The organism is Alloyangia pacifica (assembly GCF_003111685.1).
GTDB lineage: Bacteria > Pseudomonadota > Alphaproteobacteria > Rhodobacterales > Rhodobacteraceae > Salipiger > Salipiger pacificus_A.
This window is the reverse complement of sequence record NZ_CP022189.1, coordinates 383,414-400,470: the sequence shown is the minus strand read 5'-3', so window position 1 is coordinate 400,470 and position 17,057 is coordinate 383,414. Positions and strand designations below refer to the sequence as shown.

Annotated in this window: 25 protein-coding genes; 16 read left to right on the top strand and 9 right to left on the bottom strand. The window is 65.8% G+C overall.

All coding sequences use genetic code 11. The annotated features are described in order from the left end of the window. Positions 1-60: 60 nt before the first annotated feature. Positions 61-513, top strand: coding sequence for a GNAT family N-acetyltransferase (locus CEW88_RS01925; RefSeq protein ID WP_108964444.1), 453 nt, complete (start codon positions 61-63; stop codon positions 511-513). 260 nt (positions 514-773) lie between these two features. Further along, positions 774-1,319 (top strand): HdeD family acid-resistance protein, encoded by a 546-nt coding sequence (locus tag CEW88_RS01920; protein WP_108964443.1) that lies wholly within the window; start codon positions 774-776, stop codon positions 1,317-1,319. A 12-nt stretch (positions 1,320-1,331) separates the two neighbouring features. On the opposite strand, the gene CEW88_RS01915 is transcribed toward CEW88_RS01920, so the two are convergent. The 6 genes from CEW88_RS01915 to CEW88_RS01890 form a co-directional block, all read right to left on the bottom strand. Continuing rightward, positions 1,332-2,141: a division plane positioning ATPase MipZ gene (locus tag CEW88_RS01915; protein ID WP_108964442.1), complete on the bottom strand. Its 810-nt coding sequence runs from the start codon at positions 2,139-2,141 to the stop codon at positions 1,332-1,334. A gap of 196 nt (positions 2,142-2,337) precedes the next feature. Beyond that, positions 2,338-2,901: a F0F1 ATP synthase subunit B gene (locus CEW88_RS01910; protein WP_108964441.1), complete on the bottom strand. Its 564-nt coding sequence runs from the start codon at positions 2,899-2,901 to the stop codon at positions 2,338-2,340. A 4-nt stretch (positions 2,902-2,905) separates the two neighbouring features. Continuing rightward, on the bottom strand, positions 2,906-3,457 hold the full coding sequence (locus CEW88_RS01905; RefSeq protein WP_108964440.1) for a F0F1 ATP synthase subunit B': 552 nt from the start codon (positions 3,455-3,457) through the stop codon (positions 2,906-2,908). An 86-nt stretch (positions 3,458-3,543) separates the two neighbouring features. Continuing rightward, a complete protein-coding gene (locus CEW88_RS01900) occupies positions 3,544-3,780 on the bottom strand; it encodes a F0F1 ATP synthase subunit C (RefSeq protein WP_092427884.1) in 237 nt (78 codons plus the stop codon). Positions 3,781-3,838: 58 nt separating this feature from the next. Beyond that, positions 3,839-4,618: a F0F1 ATP synthase subunit A gene (locus CEW88_RS01895; protein ID WP_108964439.1), complete on the bottom strand. Its 780-nt coding sequence runs from the start codon at positions 4,616-4,618 to the stop codon at positions 3,839-3,841. Then, complete coding sequence (locus CEW88_RS01890; protein WP_108967490.1) at positions 4,608-4,985, bottom strand: AtpZ/AtpI family protein; 378 nt, start codon at positions 4,983-4,985, stop codon at positions 4,608-4,610. The genes CEW88_RS01895 and CEW88_RS01890 overlap by 11 nt, the downstream gene beginning before the upstream one ends. 251 nt (positions 4,986-5,236) lie before the next feature. Between CEW88_RS01890 and CEW88_RS01885 the strand changes: the two genes are divergently transcribed. Beyond that, entirely contained in the window at positions 5,237-5,602 is a 366-nt protein-coding gene (locus CEW88_RS01885; RefSeq protein ID WP_108964438.1) for a metalloregulator ArsR/SmtB family transcription factor, read from the top strand. Positions 5,603-5,631: 29 nt separating this feature from the next. On the opposite strand, the gene CEW88_RS01880 is transcribed toward CEW88_RS01885, so the two are convergent. The 3 genes from CEW88_RS01880 to CEW88_RS01870 form a co-directional block, all read right to left on the bottom strand. Beyond that, the gene (locus CEW88_RS01880; protein ID WP_302664667.1) at positions 5,632-6,516 is read right to left on the bottom strand and encodes a DMT family transporter; all 885 of its coding nucleotides are present in this window, start codon (positions 6,514-6,516) and stop codon (positions 5,632-5,634) included. Further along, positions 6,513-7,394 (bottom strand): LysR family transcriptional regulator, encoded by an 882-nt coding sequence (locus tag CEW88_RS01875; protein ID WP_108964436.1) that lies wholly within the window; start codon positions 7,392-7,394, stop codon positions 6,513-6,515. Before CEW88_RS01875 ends, CEW88_RS01880 begins: the two co-directional genes overlap by 4 nt. A 173-nt stretch (positions 7,395-7,567) precedes the next feature. After that, positions 7,568-7,804: a hypothetical protein gene (locus CEW88_RS01870; protein ID WP_108964435.1), complete on the bottom strand. Its 237-nt coding sequence runs from the start codon at positions 7,802-7,804 to the stop codon at positions 7,568-7,570. Positions 7,805-8,267: 463 nt separating this feature from the next. Here CEW88_RS01870 and ffh point away from each other — a divergent pair, with 463 nt between their 5' ends. The 13 genes from ffh to rpmE all read left to right on the top strand — a co-directional run bounded on the left by ffh (position 8,268) and on the right by rpmE (position 16,763). Beyond that, positions 8,268-9,791, top strand: coding sequence for a signal recognition particle protein (gene ffh, locus CEW88_RS01865; RefSeq protein ID WP_108964434.1), 1,524 nt, complete (start codon positions 8,268-8,270; stop codon positions 9,789-9,791). Continuing rightward, positions 9,788-9,961: a hypothetical protein gene (locus tag CEW88_RS24415; RefSeq protein WP_159099530.1), complete on the top strand. Its 174-nt coding sequence runs from the start codon at positions 9,788-9,790 to the stop codon at positions 9,959-9,961. The genes ffh and CEW88_RS24415 overlap by 4 nt, the downstream gene beginning before the upstream one ends. Further along, positions 9,958-10,488 (top strand): GNAT family N-acetyltransferase, encoded by a 531-nt coding sequence (locus CEW88_RS01860; protein ID WP_108964433.1) that lies wholly within the window; start codon positions 9,958-9,960, stop codon positions 10,486-10,488. Before CEW88_RS24415 ends, CEW88_RS01860 begins: the two co-directional genes overlap by 4 nt. Continuing rightward, entirely contained in the window at positions 10,485-10,997 is a 513-nt protein-coding gene (locus CEW88_RS01855; RefSeq protein WP_108964432.1) for a GNAT family N-acetyltransferase, read from the top strand. The genes CEW88_RS01860 and CEW88_RS01855 overlap by 4 nt, the downstream gene beginning before the upstream one ends. Then, positions 10,994-11,644 carry a GNAT family N-acetyltransferase gene (locus tag CEW88_RS01850; RefSeq protein ID WP_235940304.1) on the top strand — a complete coding sequence of 217 codons (651 nt, stop codon included), beginning with the start codon at positions 10,994-10,996 and terminating at the stop codon, positions 11,642-11,644. The genes CEW88_RS01855 and CEW88_RS01850 overlap by 4 nt, the downstream gene beginning before the upstream one ends. A gap of 110 nt (positions 11,645-11,754) precedes the next feature. Next, positions 11,755-12,051 carry a chorismate mutase gene (locus tag CEW88_RS01845; RefSeq protein ID WP_092427867.1) on the top strand — a complete coding sequence of 99 codons (297 nt, stop codon included), beginning with the start codon at positions 11,755-11,757 and terminating at the stop codon, positions 12,049-12,051. 46 nt (positions 12,052-12,097) lie between these two features. Beyond that, positions 12,098-12,481, top strand: a complete 384-nt coding sequence (gene rpsP, locus CEW88_RS01840) for a 30S ribosomal protein S16 (protein WP_108964431.1) — start codon at positions 12,098-12,100, stop codon at positions 12,479-12,481. Between the two features lie 137 nt (positions 12,482-12,618). Then, positions 12,619-13,473 (top strand): MipA/OmpV family protein, encoded by an 855-nt coding sequence (locus CEW88_RS01835; RefSeq protein WP_108964430.1) that lies wholly within the window; start codon positions 12,619-12,621, stop codon positions 13,471-13,473. 109 nt (positions 13,474-13,582) lie between these two features. After that, positions 13,583-14,089, top strand: coding sequence for a ribosome maturation factor RimM (gene rimM / locus CEW88_RS01830; protein WP_193989048.1), 507 nt, complete (start codon positions 13,583-13,585; stop codon positions 14,087-14,089). Positions 14,090-14,429: 340 nt separating this feature from the next. After that, positions 14,430-14,870 carry a hypothetical protein gene (locus CEW88_RS01825; protein WP_159099529.1) on the top strand — a complete coding sequence of 147 codons (441 nt, stop codon included), beginning with the start codon at positions 14,430-14,432 and terminating at the stop codon, positions 14,868-14,870. A 112-nt stretch (positions 14,871-14,982) separates the two neighbouring features. Then, complete coding sequence (gene trmD / locus CEW88_RS01820; RefSeq protein WP_108964428.1) at positions 14,983-15,792, top strand: tRNA (guanosine(37)-N1)-methyltransferase TrmD; 810 nt, start codon at positions 14,983-14,985, stop codon at positions 15,790-15,792. 354 nt (positions 15,793-16,146) lie between these two features. Beyond that, positions 16,147-16,530 carry a 50S ribosomal protein L19 gene (rplS, locus tag CEW88_RS01815; protein WP_095883016.1) on the top strand — a complete coding sequence of 128 codons (384 nt, stop codon included), beginning with the start codon at positions 16,147-16,149 and terminating at the stop codon, positions 16,528-16,530. An 11-nt stretch (positions 16,531-16,541) separates the two neighbouring features. Next, positions 16,542-16,763 (top strand): 50S ribosomal protein L31, encoded by a 222-nt coding sequence (gene rpmE / locus CEW88_RS01810; protein WP_095883017.1) that lies wholly within the window; start codon positions 16,542-16,544, stop codon positions 16,761-16,763. Positions 16,764-17,057: the final 294 nt, after the last annotated feature.

Below are 17,057 nucleotides of genomic sequence, written 5' to 3'. Positions count from 1 at the left end.
TGGGTTGACCGTGGCGCAGGCCCGGCCAATATCCCAAGCGATGCCCAGAGGAAAGCTTTGATGTCGGTGACCATTCGTCCAGTTTCGCCCCGCGATCCGCGCGCCGAGGCGCTGCTGATAGCCAGCCATGCGCTGATGGAGTCGCTGTTCCCGCCGGAAGAGAACTACTTTCTCGACATCGACGCGCTCTGCGCCCCCGAGATCACACTTTTCGGCGCCGAGGAGAACGGCGTGTTGCTGGGCTGCGCCGCCATCGCCCGCAAGGACGGCTACGCCGAGGTGAAATCGATGTTCGTCAGCCCCGAAGCGCGCGGCCTGGGCCTGGCGCGCAGGCTGCTCGATCACCTCGAGCGCATTGCCCGCGACGAGGCCATCCCGCTGCTGCGGCTGGAGACCGGGGACAAGCTCCCTGCGGCCGTCGCGCTCTACGAGCAGACCGGCTTCGTCCCGCGCGGACCTTTCGGCGGCTACGTCGAGAACAGCTCAAGCCTGTTCTACGAAAAGGCGCTCTGAGCGGCGCACCGCGGCAAATCACTCGCCCGGGCCCAAGCGTGGCGCCAACCGACCCCGCAGCCAGCAATGCGAGACAAAGGCAGGCCGGTGCGCCCGCGGAAAAGCGCTCCCTGCATGGCAAGTTCATGCGCAAAGTCTTGTGCAACTTTATGAAATTCTCGCTACCTTCGCCGCGGCGCGGTTGCCAGAAACCCGTCCTGCGCTCAGAATTGGCCCGGTTCGCGCAGCGCTCGTGCCCTGTGCCCTAATGGAGCCTCGCCATGTCCCATGGCCCCCTGCCCTCCGATCCACGCAAGAAATGGGGCTGGATGCTCGTTCTGGGGATCATCCTGATCCTCGGCGGCATTGGAGCCTTGGTGCATCCCTTTGCCGCCTCGCTCACCGTGCTGACGATTTCGGCGATCGCTTTTGTCGCGGCGGGGGCCTTGCAGCTCTGGATCGCCTTCAACGCGCAGGCCAGCACCGGCGCGCGGCTCGCCGAGGCCATTCTTGGGCTGCTCGTGCTGGCTTTCGGGGTCTTCCTGCTGGCCAACCCGGAGCGCGGGCTCGTCTCGCTGACCTGGCTGATCGCGCTATTCTTCCTCGCCCTCGGCGTCGTGCGCATCGCCATCGGCTTCACGCTTCGTCAGCGCTCGGGATGGATTTGGTTGGTCTTCGCCGGTCTAGTCTCGGTGGTCCTCGGGGTCCTGATCATGGCCACGCTCCCAGACTCGGCGATGGGTCTCCTGGGCTTCTTTCTCGGCATCGACCTGCTGAGCTCCGGCATCGGCGCAACGCTCATCGCGCTGCACATGCGCACCCATTAGCGGCCCGCGGCCTCAGAAATTCACCTCGACGCCGGGCAGGTCCAGCGCCGAGACCAGCTCGCGCAGCTCCTGGCGCGCGGCGACATTCGAGATGTTGAGGTTGCCGACCCCGATATCCTTGAGGTCGAGCAGCGTCAGCCCGCGCGGGAACAGCTCGCGGAAGATTACCCTCTCGTTGAAGCCGGGCGCGATGCGGAAGCCGATGCGCTTCGACAGCTTGGTCAGTGCCTTTTCCATCTTCATCTTGTTGACCATGTTCTGCGCCCCGAGACGGTTGCGCAGCACCACCCAGTCGATTGGCTGCAGCCCGGCCTGGGCCCGCAGCTGGCGGGCGTTCCAGACCATCTCGGAATAGACCGAAGGGCCAAGGATCTTGTCGCCATCACTATCGACATGGGCGAGCAGGTCGAAGTCGATGAAGCTGTCGTTGAGCGGGGTGATCAGCGTGTCGGCCAGCGAATGCGCAACCTGGCTCAGGCGAGTGTGCGAGCCGGGGCAGTCGATCAGCACGAAGTCGCAGTCGGTCTCCAGCTGCGCGACCGCCTTGGACAGCCGGTGATCAAAGGCGTTCTCGCCGGGCGCCAGCGCCTCGGGCGCGACCTCGGGCAGGTCAAGGTAGAGGGGGATCGGCAGTTCGAGCCCCTCGCGCTTGCAGAAGGCGCGGCGGTTCTCGATGTAGCGGCCCACCGAGCGCTGCCGCAGGTCGAGATCCAGCGCGCCGGTGCGGTGCCCCATGCGCGCCAGAGCGGTTGCCACGTGCATCGAGACGGTGGACTTCCCCGCCCCGCCCTTCTCGTTTCCTACGACGATGATATGTGCCACGCTGTCCCCTCGTGCTGCCGCCCACATGTTTGGCTGTGCTTGCGGTATGCACACACTATATGGGGTCAACTTCAAGGAAAAGACTTCTGAGGGTCCCGCGTCCCAACCTTTTGGGGCGTTGCGGCCCTGCCGCGCACCCCAAAAGCAAAAGCCCGGCCATAGGCCGGGCTCTGCAAGCATCTTGGGGTCGGAAAGATCAGTGCAGCTTGGCACCAATTTCCTTGATCGACGCGTCCACAAGGGCCGCCTTGTCCTTGGCGCCGAGCTGCGTCGCGATCACGTCGCGGGCAGCGTCCACGGCCACGGCAATCGCGCGGTCGCGCACTTCCCGGACAGCCGAGTTCTCGGCGGACTTGATCTGCTCCTCGGCAGCCGCGATGCGGCGGGCGATGGAGTCGTCGAGGTCCTTGCGGGCCTGCTCAGCAGCGCTTTCGGCGTCGACCTTGGCCTGAGCCACGATCTTCTCCGCCTGCTCTTGCACTTCCCGCTGCTTGCGCTCGTAGGAGGCCAGCAGGGTTTGTGCTTCTTCGCGCAGCGCGCGGGCTTCTTCAAGCTCGTTGCGAATGCCTTCGGCACGGCGATCGAGCTGGCTGCCCAGCATCTTCGGCACTTTGAAGTACACGAGGACGGCAAGGAACAGCAGGAAGCCGAGCAGCACCACGAAGTCGGTGTTGCGCAGCGAGAAGAACGGGCCGGAGGCGGCCAGCGCGGGGCTGGCCATCAAGGTGCCGAGCGCGCTCAGGGTCATGAGTTTGCGCATGGGATCAGCCTTTCATCCGGTTGGCCACGGCCGCGTCGATCGCGGCCTGGTCGGCAGAGGTTCCCAGGGCCGCCACGATGGCTTCCGCGGTTTCCTTTGCAACGGCCTCGACGCTTTCCACGGCAGAGGCGCGGATCCCGGCGAGGACCTTTTCGGACTCGGCCGACTTCTCGGCGATCTTGGCGTCTGCCTCGACCGTTGCGGCGTCGAGCTTTGCCTTGATCTCGTCGCGGGTCTTCTGCGCGATGGCCTGTGCCTCGGTACGGGCATCGGCAAGCGCCTTCTCGTAGGCCGCTTCCGCGTCCTTCGCCTGGCGCTTCAGTTCTTCCGCGGCGGAGATGTCGTTCGTGATGGTGCCCTGACGCTCGGCCAGGACGGATGCGATCCGCGGCAGAGCGATGCGCGACAGCACGAAGAAGATCACCACCAGAGTGATGATGAGCCAGAAGATCTGGTTCGGAATCCACTCGCCGCAAAGCTGCGGCATCCCGATGGCGGAGCCATGGGCGTCGACGCAGACACCGGCCATTTCTTCCTGAATGGGTTCGACCGCCATGTCGTCCTCCGTCGGAACGTTGTCTCTACTTGGGGCGGCCCGTCAATGACGGCGCCGCCCCCGCGTAAGGATAAGGTCCCGAAGGATTAGACGGCGAACATCAGCAGCAGAGCGACGAGGAACGAGAAGATCCCCAGTGCTTCTGCGAATGCGATGCCGATGAAGAGTGTGGCGGTCTGCGATGCAGCTGCCGACGGGTTGCGCAGGGCGCCGCCCAGGAAGTTTGCAGCAACGTTACCCACGCCGAGGGCTGCGAGGCCCGAACCCAGGCCTGCGAGGCCGGCGCCGATGAACTGACCGAGGTTTGCGATATCGCCTTCCATTTGAGTCTCTCCTTACGATGGAATTGGATGGATAGAGGTTGTCCGGACCGGCCTGCTCTTAGTGGGCAGGGTGCAGCGCGTCCTTGAGGTAGACGCAGGTCAGGATGGTGAACACATAGGCCTGGATGAAGGCCACCAGAACTTCGAGCCCGTAGATCGCGGTGATCGCGACGATCGACACCGGCGAGACGACGGCCAGCGCGGCGAAGCCTGCGAAGACCTTCATCACGGCGTGACCGGCCATCACGTTGCCAGCAAGACGGATCGAGTGGCTGACCGGGCGGACGAAGTAGGAAATGATCTCGATCACGGCGAGGATCGGGCGCAGCGCCAGCGGCGCCGAGGTCACCCAGAACAGGCCGAGGAAGTGCACGCCGTTCTTGACGAAGCCGAGGATGGTCACACCGAGGAACACGCAGAGCGCCAGCACCCAGGTCACCGCGATGTGCGAGGTGGTGGTGAAGCTCATCGGGATGAGACCGAGGAAGTTCGAGAAAACGATGAACATGAACAGTGTCATGATGTACGGGAAGTACTTCAGGCCATCCTTGCCGGTAACGTCCTCGACCATCTTGTAGATGAAGCCGTAGGCCAGTTCGGCGACCGACTGGCTGCGCGAGGGGATGATCGCGCGGCGCGAGGTGCCCAGCACCATGACGCCGATGATCGCGAGGATGCAAAGGAACATCCACAGCGTCGCGTTGGTGATGGTGAACATGCCCACGTCACCCGCTCCGAAGAGCGGTTTGATCATGAACTGGTCCATCGGGTGGAAGGACAGGCCGCCTTCTACCGCGTGTTCTGCCATATCAGCACCGTGAGCCGCTTCAGTCGCCATCGCCGCGATCCCTCTTCTCGTCATCTCCGGGCGTGCCGGAGGATTGTCCCTCTCCGGCGCTGCCGGAAGTTTGTTTTGCCTGGATCTCGGCGGCGGTCCGCAGCATCACGCGGATGCCCGCCACGAGGCCTAGCAATGTGAAGAGCACCATGAGCCACGGCATGGTCCCCAAGAGGATGTCCAAGCCGTAGCCGATGCCGAAGCCGATCCCGAGACCGGCCACCATTTCCGTCACCATCCGCCAGGCGACATTGGCCTGAGAATAGTGCTCCTCCTGGTGCGACTTCCGGGTCTCCCGGGCAGCCTTGGCCGCCGCGATCTTCGCCTCCAGCGCGTCGAGTTGCCGCTTCGGATCGGGATCGCCCACCATTTCGCTCCATTCGGACGTTCGAGGGAGTTGCTATGCGGAGGGGGGCTCTAAGTCAACCCGCCGTGAACGGCTGAAATATGGCCTCAAGTCATTGATTTCTATCAACCTGCTGGGGAAGCCCCAGCACAGCAACCGCGCGCTAGCGCCAACACCGACGCGAAACCATATTCAACCCCGGGGTTGAGTATGGTGAAACCACCGCCACGGCGCGGCTTGACGCCCTGCCCCGCTCCGGCGCTTATGAGCGCATGCAACCCGATCTCGACATCGTCTTCGCCGCCCTGGCCGATCCCACGCGGCGACGCATCCTCGCCATGCTGCTCGAGGACGACATGGCGGTGACCGATGTGGCCGAGCCCTTCGAGATGTCATTGGCGGCGATCTCCAAGCACCTGGCGATCCTCGCCACAGCCGGGCTGATCAGCCAGGAGAAACGCGGCCGGGTGAAATGGTGCAAACTCGAGCCAGATGCCCTGCGAGAGGCCTCGGTTTGGATGCAGGGGTTCGGGCAGTTCGAGGCGATCAATCTCGACGCCTTCGAACGCTTCCTGCGGGTCGAGCTGAGACCGGATGATCCCGCGCGTGACGACTTGACCCTAGACGACATTCCATAACGTCCGAGACCGTCGAACGGATTTGCCCCCTATCCGTCCCGCAGCAGCAACAGCAGCGCCACGACAGACAGGCCGACTCCGACGAGGATCAGCGCCGGCGGCGCGCCACGGCCCAGGCCGATCTCCCACAGGATCACCCAGCTCGGGATAAGGTAGGTATAGGCCATGACCTTGGCGCTCGGCAGGCGCATCGCGGCGAATTGCAGCAGCGCAGTGCTCAGCGCGGTCGCTGCGACCGTTGTGTAGAGGATCGTCACCCAGACGATGCGCGGCAGCGCGCTCCAGTCGGTGGCCAGGATGTCACGCCAGCCCCAGAGGATCAGCACAAGCGTGCCGGCCACCATCGTACCGAGCGCAAAGACCAGCCCCGGCTCGCCCCGGTTCAGGCGCGGCACCAGCGGTGCATAGACTGCATGGGCGGCGCAGCCGACGAAGAAGATCATCTCACCGCGTCCCGGCGCGAAACGCAGCAGCGCCTCAAGGTCAGCGCGGAAGATCACCCAGAGCGCGCCCGCCCCGCCGATGGCCAGCGCCAGCGCGATGCGCCGGCTCATCCGCTGGCGCAGCAGCAGCCAGCCAAAGCCTGCCGCCATGACCGGGGTCAGCGTGAAGACCGCCGACATGCTCACCGCCTCGGCGGTCTTCAGGCCTTCGAACATCAGCACGAAGTAGACGGCCATAAGCCCGCCAATCAGCAGGTATCGCCAAGGCGCCGTAAGCGCTGCGCGCCGCACGCCGCCGCGTGCCTGTACGACAAGGAAAAGCAGCGCGGTCGCCATGAGGAAGCGTGTCGCGTTCAACGCCGCCGGGGCGATATGCGGCGCCGCCATGGAGCCGAGCGAAAACGACCCGGCGACAAGCGCCGAGAAGGCCAGCATCGCGAGATGGCCACGTCCACTTTCAGTAAGGGTCACGCCGCGTCCTGCTCCGCGGCATAGGCCTTCAGGTGCTTGAGAAAGGCTTGGACCTTGGGCGTGCGGTGCAGATCGACGTGGGTCACCAGCCAAAGAGGCGACGACCAGTCCTCCTGCGGCGGCAGCACCTGCACCAGTTCGGGGTCCGTCTCGCCCTCGGTCACCGACATGAACCCCATGCCCGCCCCGGCGCGGATCGCCTGCAACTGCACCCGGTCGTCAGAGGTCCGGAAGACGATGCGCTCCTGCGGCACATGCCCCTTCATCCAGCGGTTGGAGGGCGCCCGGGAATCGAGATCATCGAATCCGACAAAGTCATGCGCGGCCAAGTCCGCCGCGCCCTCGGGCTTGCCCTTGCGCGCGATGTAGGATTTCGCGGCGTAGAGCGCGACCGACTGGCGGTCGAAAGGTTGGACGACGTTGTCCGGCTCTTGCGGCGCGGCCCCGGCGCGCAGCGCCACATGCGCTTCGCCGTACTCGAGCCGGAACAGGCGCGAGCCGGTCAGGTAGCGCACCGTGACATCCGGGTAGGCCTCGCGGAAGGAGGTCAGCGCACCGATCATCAGCGTCGAGAAGTTGACCAGCGAGGTGACCAGTAGCTCTCCCGAGACCGCCTCGCCCCGACCCTTGATTCGGCCGACAAGCTGCTGGAACTGGTCGTCAGTGCATTGCGCGACCCGCGATAGGTCGCTGCCCGCCTCGGTCGGCGTGTAGCCGCGGGCGTGCCGCTGAAACAACTTCACCCCAAGCCGCGCCTCGAGCGCATCGATATGCCGGATCACCGTGGCGTGGTGCACCCCAAGAACCTCGGCGGCGCCGCTGACGGTGCCCAGCCGCGCCACATGGTAGGCGGTGCGAATCTCGTCCCAGTTGTCCATCGGTCTCTCCTGTGCACCCGCTCACGCTGTGGCGCTAGAAAGCGCGAAGCGGTGCGGGAATGCAAGGCACCAGCGCGGCAAACGCCACGAACGCGCGGATCCGAAACGACAAACGCCCGGCCGAGGCCGGGCGTTCTCAAGCCACGCCGAAGCGCAACATCTGTCCGATTGGATCAGTCGGTACCCGAGGTGTCCGAGCTGTCGTCGCCGTCCGAGGCAGCAGCGATCAGTGCGATGGCTGCCAGGCCACCGGCCACGGCCAGAGCTGCACCGCTCGACGGAGCAGCAACCGGAACCACAGCATAGGGCTCGTCTTCCACGACGACCGGTGCCGGCGAGCCGGCCAGAGCTGCGGAAGCGCCGATCATGGAGATGACGGCTGCGGAAGCAAACAGTTCTTTGAGTTTCATATTCGCACCTATCAATTGAGCGTCTTCAGACTTTGACATAGCGTCATTCGGTGCACTGGGCCAGAAATAAATAGGAAAATATGCTTGATAGGCGGGCATCGGCACGAAGTGTGCCCATTTTGCAAACGCTCCGCCGCGTTGCACTGCCGCAAGGGCAACTCATCTTGCGGTTTTTGCCCGCTTCTCGCCCGCTCCCGCACGGCACCCCTGCTTTGCTTGACTCGCCGCGCCTGGAGGCGTACATCGCGCGCAATCCACCGGGAGTCCCATCGCTTCCGGTCCCTTGGGCCTATGCCCGGGATCGCCCTCCGTCAGCGCGTTGCGCCCACGGAGGCGTTTTCGCATTGGCGCACGGGCCCGACAAGACGGCGCTCCCGGCGTCACATTTGATTCTACGCCGCGCGGCCCCCATCTCGGGTCTGCACACCAGATACGGACCAGAGAAGAAGGAGCCAGACGGCCCATGTTCGAATCTCTTTCCGAACGCCTCGGCGGCGTCTTCGACCGCCTCACCAAGCAGGGCGCCCTCTCCGAGGATGACGTCCGCACCGCCCTGCGCGAAGTGCGCGTCGCCCTGCTCGAGGCCGACGTCTCGCTGCCCGTGGCGCGCCAGTTCATCAAGGCCGTCGAGAAAAAAGCCACCGGCGCCGCGGTCACCAAGTCGGTGACCCCCGGCCAGCAGGTGGTGAAGATCGTCCATGACGAGCTGATCGCCACACTCGCCGGTGAAGGCGAGCCCGGCGCGCTGCGCATCGACAACGCGCCCGCGCCGATTCTGATGGTCGGCCTACAGGGCTCGGGCAAGACCACCACCACCGCCAAGCTTGCCAAGCGCCTGAAAGAGCGCGACCGCAAGAAGGTGCTGATGGCCTCGCTCGACGTGAACCGCCCGGCGGCCATGGAGCAGCTGCAGATTCTCGGCCAGCAGATCGGCGTCGACACGCTGCCGATCGTCAAGGGCGAGGACCCGGTCGCCATCGCCAAGCGCGCCAAGACCCAGGCCAGCCTTGGCGGCTATGACGTCTACATGCTCGACACCGCGGGCCGCCTGCACATTGACGCCGAGCTGATCCAGCAGGCCGCCGACGTGCGCGACGTGGTGAGTCCGCGCGAGACGCTGCTGGTGGTCGACGGTCTCACCGGTCAGGACGCCGTCAACGTCGCCACCGAGTTCGACGACAAGATCGGCGTCTCGGGCGTGGTGCTGACCCGGATGGACGGCGACGGCCGCGGCGGCGCCGCGCTGTCGATGCGTGCGATCACCGGCAAGCCGATCAAGTTCGTCGGCCTCGGCGAGAAGATGGACGCGCTTGAGACCTTCGAACCCGAGCGCGTCGCCGGCCGCATCCTCGGCATGGGCGACATCGTCGCGCTGGTGGAAAGGGCGCAGCAAACGCTCGAGGCCGAGCAGGCCGAGCGCATGATGAAGCGCTTCCAGAAGGGTCAGTTCAACATGAACGACCTGAAGATGCAGCTCGAGCAGATGATGAAGATGGGCGGCCTCGGCGCGATGATGCAGATGATGCCCGGCGCCGCGAAGATGGCCAAGCAGATGGACGAGGCCGGTCTCGACGACAAGATCCTGCGCCAGCAGATCGCGCTCATCAACTCCATGACCAAGAAGGAGCGCGCCAACCCGCAGCTCCTGCAGGCCTCTCGCAAGAAGCGCATCGCGGCGGGCGCGGGCATGGAAGTGGCGGATCTCAACAAGCTGCTGAAAATGCAGCGCCAGATGTCCGACATGATGAAGAAGATGGGCAAGATGGGCAAAGGCGGCATGCTGAAGCAGGCCATGAAAGGCATGTTCGGCGCAAAAGGTCCCGGCGGCATGCCCGAGGGCATGGACCCCTCGCAGATGGACCCCAAGCAGATCGAGGCCGCGGCCAAGGCGATGGGCGGCAAGATGCCCGGCGGTCTCGGCGGCATGCCCGGCATGGGCGGCGGCGCGCTGCCGCCGGGCCTCGGCGGCTTCGGCAAGAAAAAATGAGCGAACTGCACCCCCTCCCCCTTCCCTCGCGAGAAGTGACGACCCCGACCGCCGCTCAGGCAGCCGGCACGGAGGGCGTGCGCGCCGCCAAGGCCCTCGCGGGCAATCCCTTCGCGCTCTATGGCGCGCCCGAAGACGATTCGGATGGCAGCGTGGAGGCCTACGCATGAGCCTTGTCACCGCCCCCCGCCTCGAAACCGAACGCCTGATCCTGCGCGGCCCCGAAGCCGGTGACGCGGAAGCGATGATCGCCTTCCTGCTCGACCGCGAGCGCTCGGAGGGATTCGGCGGCTACGACCATCGCGGCGATGCCTGGCGCTGGTTCGCGCTGAACGTCGGCCACTGGCACCTGCGCGGATACGGCTATTTCACGATCGAAGAAAAGGCGACCGGCAAGCCCGCCGGCATCTGCGGCATCTGGAACCCCGAGGGCTGGCCCGAACCCGAGATTGGCTGGGTCGTGTTCGAGGGCTACGAAGGTCGCGGCATTGCAAGCGAGGCGGCGCTGCGCGTGCGCCGCTATGCCTACGAGGACCTCGGCCTCAAGACGCTGACGTCGAATATCGTGCCGGGCAATACGCGCTCTGTCGCGCTGGCCGAACGTCTGGGCGCGATCTACGAGCGCACCTACAAGAACTACCACATGGGCGAGGACATGCTCTATCGCCACCCTCCCGCCGAGGAGGTGCTGGCATGAGCGTCGTGATCCCCACCATCGAAACCGAACGCCTGGTCCTGCGCGCTCCGCAGTTGGATGATCTCGAGGCGATGTGCGCCTTTTATGCCGAGCCGCGCTCGCATTTCGTTGGCGGCCCGGTCGACCGCGGCCACGTCTGGCGCACGCTGCTGCGCTCGGCTGGCCACTGGCAGATCCGCGGCTACGGCATCTGGCACGTCACCGACCGCGAGAGCGGCAGGATGGCCGGCTTTACCGGGCCGCTCAACCACATCGAATGGCCCGAACCCGAGCTCGCCTACTCGATCTTCTCGGAGTTCGAAGGCCGTGGCTACGCCTATGAGGCGGCCTCCGCCGCCCGCGCCGCCGCCGCGACGCACTTCGGACTGACCCGGCTGATCAGCCTCGTCGACCCCGGGAACGACCGCTCGCGCGCGTTGGCCCTGCGCCTTGGCGCCAGCTTCGAGCGCGAAGAAATGGTACTGGGCCACGTCGCCCACATCTATCGCCACCCGGAGATCGCCGGATGAGCCTCGCGATGCAGCCCCAGACCGCTCCGGCGGTGCCCGCAGCCGTGCTGCAGGGAATTCCCGAGCTGGAGACGGCCCGGCTGGTGCTGCGCGCGCCGAAGTCCGAGGATTACCCGGACTTCAAGGCCACCTTCGCCTCCTACCGCTCGCGCTTCATGGGCGGGCCGCTCAATGCCTACGAGACCTGGATGCTCTACGCCGCCGAGATCGGCCACTGGCAGATCCGCGGCTTCGGCATGTGGATGATCCACCTGCGTGAGACCGGCGAGACCGTGGGCATGGCCGGCGGCTGGTTCCCGGCCAAATGGCCCGAGCGCGAGATCGCCTGGATCATCTGGCCGGACCGTGGCGGCAAGGGCTACGCGCTCGAGGCCACGCAGCGCGTGCGACAGTATTTCTACGACGAGGCCGGATGGGACGGGGCGGTCAGCTACATCGACCCCAAGAACCTCGATTCCATCCGTCTTGCCGAACGGCTCGGGGCCCGCAAGGATCCCGCGGCCGCAACCGTCGATGGCAGCGACGCCGTCTACCGCCACCCGGCGCCCGCGGCGCTGCGCGGCAGCCAGCTCGCGCATGGCATCGACATGGAGATCGCCAACTACATCGATCCGCTCTTCAAGCCGAAGGGATGGGCCGTTGACTGACGCGTTTTCCCCCAAGTCCCGGCGCGCGGTTCCTGCCGCCTCCGATGCACGCGTCGTGCATGGGATGTGCACGGAGTGTGCCCCCTCTTTCTTGTTCAAAGGAGCCGAGCATGAGTGATCCCGCCGCCCGCGCCGCAGACCTTCTGAAAGAACACCGCGAAAGCATCGACCGACTGGACGCGATCCTCGTGTTCACGCTCGCCGAGCGGTTCAAGCACACGCAGTCCGTGGGGGTCCTCAAGGCCACCCACGAGCTGCCCCCCTCCGACCCCGCGCGTGAAGAGCAGCAGATCGCGCGGCTCAAGGACCTGGCGGAGAAAGCGGATCTCGATCCGGCCTTCGCCGAGAAATTCCTGAACTTCATCATTCAGGAAGTCATCAAGCACCACGAAAAACACCAATCCTGACAGGGCTTTGCCCGTCACGAAACGCCATACTCAAGGAGATACCCCCATGGCCATGAAAATCCGTCTTGCCCGCGGTGGCTCGAAAAAGCGCCCCCACTACGCAATCGTCGCCTCCGACTCGCGCATGCCGCGTGACGGCCGCTTCCTCGAGAAGCTGGGCACCTACAACCCGCTGCTCGGCAAGGACGATGAGCGCCGCGTGGTCATGAACGTCGAGCGCATCCAGTACTGGCTCGGCCAGGGCGCCCAGCCGACCGACCGTGTTGCACGCTTCCTCGAAGCGGCAGGCGTCGTCGAGAAGAAAGAGCGCAGCAACCCCAAGAAAGCCGTCCCGGGCAAGGCAGCCACCGAGCGCGCCGAAGCCAAGGCAGCAAAAGCGGAAGCAGCAGCCGAGGCCGCAGCAGCACCGGCAGAAGAGTCCGCAGAGTAATTCTCCGCGGCATCAATGCCACAATAAGGGGTGCGCAGGAGAAATCCTGCGCACCCTTTTTGGTTGACGCTTGGATAACTTGCATCAGCGGCCTACCATCAGTCCGGTACTGCCTTGCGAACACCGGGATATCTGCCATGCCGCTGCTCCGCCCCCTTGCTGCCAAGACCGCCGCGCTGACGCTCGTGACCCTGTTGCTCGCAGGCCCGGCGCTGGCGCAGGACTTCGTGACACCCGAGACGATCGGCGACGGCGCCCCGGTGACCCAGCCGGTCACCTCGACCCAGTCCCCGGGCAACAGCTTCACCTTCACCCTGCGCGCCGGCGTGGCCACCCAGCCGAAGTTCTTCGGCTCGGACGAATACGACGTCGGTCCCGACATCGGCTTCCGCTTCCGCCACCTGCGCCTGCGCGGCCTGCCCGAGGTCGGCGACACCGACCCCTGGGCCGAAGATTACGGCTGGGACTTTCACGGCTCGTTCCGCTACCTCGGCGAACGCGACGCAAGCAATGACCCGGACCTCGAGAGCCTGCACGACATCGATCCGAGCTATGAACTCGGCTTCGGCATCGGCTTTGCCGGACCGAACTACGAGGCATTTGCCGACATCCGCCGCGGATTCGGCGGTCACGAGGGCTACGTCGGCTCGGTCGGGCTCGACTATGTCGCCCGCCCCGACGACCGCTGGCGGCTGACTGTCGGCCCGCGCTTCATCTGGGCCAACGACGCGTTCATCGACACTTACTCAGGCGTCGACCCCGACGAGGCCACCGCCGATCTACCGGCCTACGATCCTGAGGGAGGGCTGATCAGCGCTGGCATCCAGGTCGGCGCGCGGTATAAGATCAACGACCTCTGGGGTGTCGAAAGCGCGCTGAACTGGGACAACCTGCAGGGCGACGCCGCCGACAGCCCGATCGTCGACACCGGCGACAATGACCAGTGGCGCTTCCGCATTGGGGTGACCCGGGTCTTCAACCTGCGGTTCTGAGCCTTTCGGAGATTGCACAAGCGGGCCAGGTCGCGCTATCCCCGCCCTCACCGGCCCCGGCGCCCCGCGCATCGGGCCGGACAAGCGCAATGACGGGAGGCGCATCGAAGTGGACGAGATGATCTGTGTCGGCGTTCTGGGCGGCGCCTTCGGCGTGCATGGCGAGGTGCGGCTAAAGAGCTACACCGCCGACCCCGAGGCGATTGCCGATTATGCCCCGCTCACCTCCGAGGACGGCAGCCGCAGCTTCGATCTGCAGATCACCCGCCCGCTGAAGGGCGGCTTTGCCGCGCGACTCTCGGACGTGCGTACCAAGGAAGAGGCTGACGCCCTGAAGGGGCTGCAGCTTTTTGCACCCCGCGACCGGCTGCCTGACCTCCCCGACGACGAATATTACTATACCGACCTGATTGGGCTGACCGTTCTCGACACCGGCGGCGCCGAGATCGGCAAGGTGAAGGCGGTGCTCAACCACGGCGCCTCGGACCTGCTCGAGCTGATCGTGCCCGGCGCTTCCTCCACGGTCCTGCTGCCCTTCACCCGCGCGGTGGTGCCGACCGTCGACCTTGCCTCTGGCCGGATCATCGCAGACCCACCCGAGGGGTTGCTGGAATAACCCTGCACCGGGCTGCGACCGGACACCGAGAAGTCCCGCGCCCCGGAAACGAGGAGGCCGAAACTCACCGATTGTTCCCCAAAAGGTGATGATTCCGGGTCTTTGGTGAATTCTGTCCAGAATCCCAAGGGGCTATGCTAGGCTTACGCCAGTGTTCTTAACCCAATGTTTCGTCCCGAGGTTTGGTGTTGTGTTTTCAGTGGTCCGTCTTGGCCTGCGGGCGCGGTATGCGCCGTTTCTCCTCCTTTGTCTTATCGCCAGCCTGAGTGTTGCAGCCGTTGCGCCGGCCCTGGGTCATGAGCGGCTTTTTCTTTTCGCCGCGCTTTGGCTGCTTGGCCTGTTGGCGGCGCTTGCGGGGCGCGCCTCGCTGCGCCGGTTCCGCGCTGCGCGGCCCGTCCTGCTGACCCGCCGCGCGCTGCGCCGCCCACCCCTGCCGCTCCCGCCCGTGCGGCAGATGCGCGCCGAGCTGGCCCGTCTGCTGAGCAGCCCGGCGCCCCTTGGCACGCAACCGGAAAGCCCCGAATACGCGCTCCGGCGCATTCTCGAACGCGGGCTCGCCTGCCACCGCGCCCGCAGCGCCGCCGAGCTCACCCCTCGCGGGGTTACCGAGTTGTGGCTGCTGGTCACGCTCCTGCGGGCGACGCCCGAGCGCGCCGGGGGCCTCGCCCGGTGCTTCCGGCTGCCGGACATGGTGCTCGACCTGCACGACCGGCTGCGCCGGATTGCGGTGCAGCATGCCGCGGCCACCACCGCGCACACGCCCCTCTCGGCCGGCGGCTGATTCCATCGGCCCGCCCCTGCTATCCGTCCCGGTCCGAACTCCATGGCTTGAGCCGCGGACGCTCCGCCGCTAGACGGGGGCGCGATCCAGAGGGGCGCGAAGGATACCCGACATGACCGACACACCGCAGCGCGCCTCGGGCCGCAAGACCATCCGACCCAGCCTGACGCCGCGCGAGCTGATGACCGAGGCCCCGGAGCTCGCCCGCGCCTTTCAGGCGCAGGTGATCACCCTGCTGCCCGATGCTTTCCCCGGCGTGCTGGGCCATTCGCTTACCGGCCGCGCCTTGCAGGATGGGCTGTGGCAGCTCAGCACCGTCGCGCTGCGCGAGTTCGGCGAGGGCAGGCACCGTAACGTCGACGACACCCCCGCCGGCGGTGGCGCTGGCATGGTGCTGCGCCCCGACGTGATGGGCCGGGCCATCGAACACGCCCGCGCCCGCATGCCCGCCCGCGCGCCGCTAATCTACCTCAGCCCGCGCGGCCGCCGCTTCGACCAGCAGATGGCGCAGCGCTTGGCGCAGGAGCCCGGCGTCACGCTGATCTGTGGCCGTTTCGAGGGTCTCGACCAGCGGGTGATCGACCATTACCAGATCATCGAGGTCTCGCTCGGCGACTTCGTCCTCACCGGCGGCGAGATCGCCGCGCAGATGCTGCTTGACGCGACCATCCGGCTGATCCCCGGCGTGCTCGGCAATGCCTCCTCGACCGAGGAAGAGAGTTTCTCCAACGGGCTGCTTGAGCATCCGCAATACACCCGACCGGCCGACTGGCAGGGTCACCGCATCCCCGACGTGCTGCTGTCGGGCAACCACGCCGCGATCGAGGCCTGGCGCCGCGCGCAATCCGAAGAGATCACCCGCGCCCGCCGCCCCGATCTCTGGCAGGCGCACGAGGCGCGCGCCGCACAGGACAAATCCTGACCGCGCGGCCCCTCTTCTAGACCCAAATATCCCGTGGATCGCGAGGGGCAGCGCGCCTCGCCCCTGCCCGCGCTCACGCGGGCCCAAACCCGCAGTTTTCCCTTGATCCAGCGCCCTTCCGCGCCTATATGGCGCCAATCCACGACGCCGCTCGGCGACTCGTGGACTCGTCCGTTCCCGCCTCTCGCGTTTCTTCGGCGCGGCCCGAGCGGTCCGGACGCGGCCTCTGGCCACCCAGAAGACAAAGATGTTGTTACCTCCCGCGGGCGCCAAGGCGGACCCGGTCGAAGACACGGAGCTCTGAGAACGCGACACCTTCACGGGAAAAACCGTGAGCAGATAGGAGAGCGTCAGATGGATCTGATCGCACAGCTCGAGGCGGAGCAAATTGCCGCCCTGGGGAAAACCATCCCTGACTTCAAGCCCGGCGACACCGTGCGCGTCGGCTACAAGGTGACCGAAGGTACGCGTACCCGCGTGCAGAACTACGAAGGCGTCTGCATCAGCCGTAAGAACGGCAAGGGCATCGCCGGCTCGTTCACCGTCCGCAAGATTTCCTTCGGTGAGGGCGTCGAGCGCGTCTTCCCGCTCTATGCCACCAACATCGACTCGATCGAGGTGGTGCGCCGCGGCAAGGTCCGTCGCGCCAAGCTGTACTACCTGCGTTCGCGTCGCGGCAAATCCGCCCGTATCGCAGAGCAGACCAACTACAAGCCGCTCGCCGGCGCCGACGCATAAGGAGAGCCGTTATGAAAAAGGGCATCCACCCCGACTATCACGTCATCGACGTCAAGATGACCGACGGCACCATCTACCAGACCCGTTCGACCTGGGGCAAGGAAGGCGACCAGATGTCTCTCGACATCGACCCGACCGTGCACCCGGCCTGGACCGGTGGCTCGTCGCGTCTGCTGGACGCCGGCGGCCGCGTGTCGAAGTTCAAGAAGAAATACGAAGGCCTGGGCTTCTGATCCCATCCCTTCCGGATTTCGGAAAACGCCGTCCCTCGGGGCGGCGTTTTTCTTTGCGGGTTCCGGACCCGAGGATCTCCCCTGATACACCGTGATCGGGCAGCCTGCGCCGAGCCACAACCACGGGTATCTTGGACGTCTGTGCTTCTTGCCGATCCGCTTGGAAAGACACCTCGCCGACATTCGCAAGACACCAACGACATTGCCGAATGACGGGCCCAAGTCGGCGCGCCCGGCTAAGCTGGTTAGGAGAAGCCTCTGCCGCTGGTGACCTGGACGGTCTCGCTGGGCGGG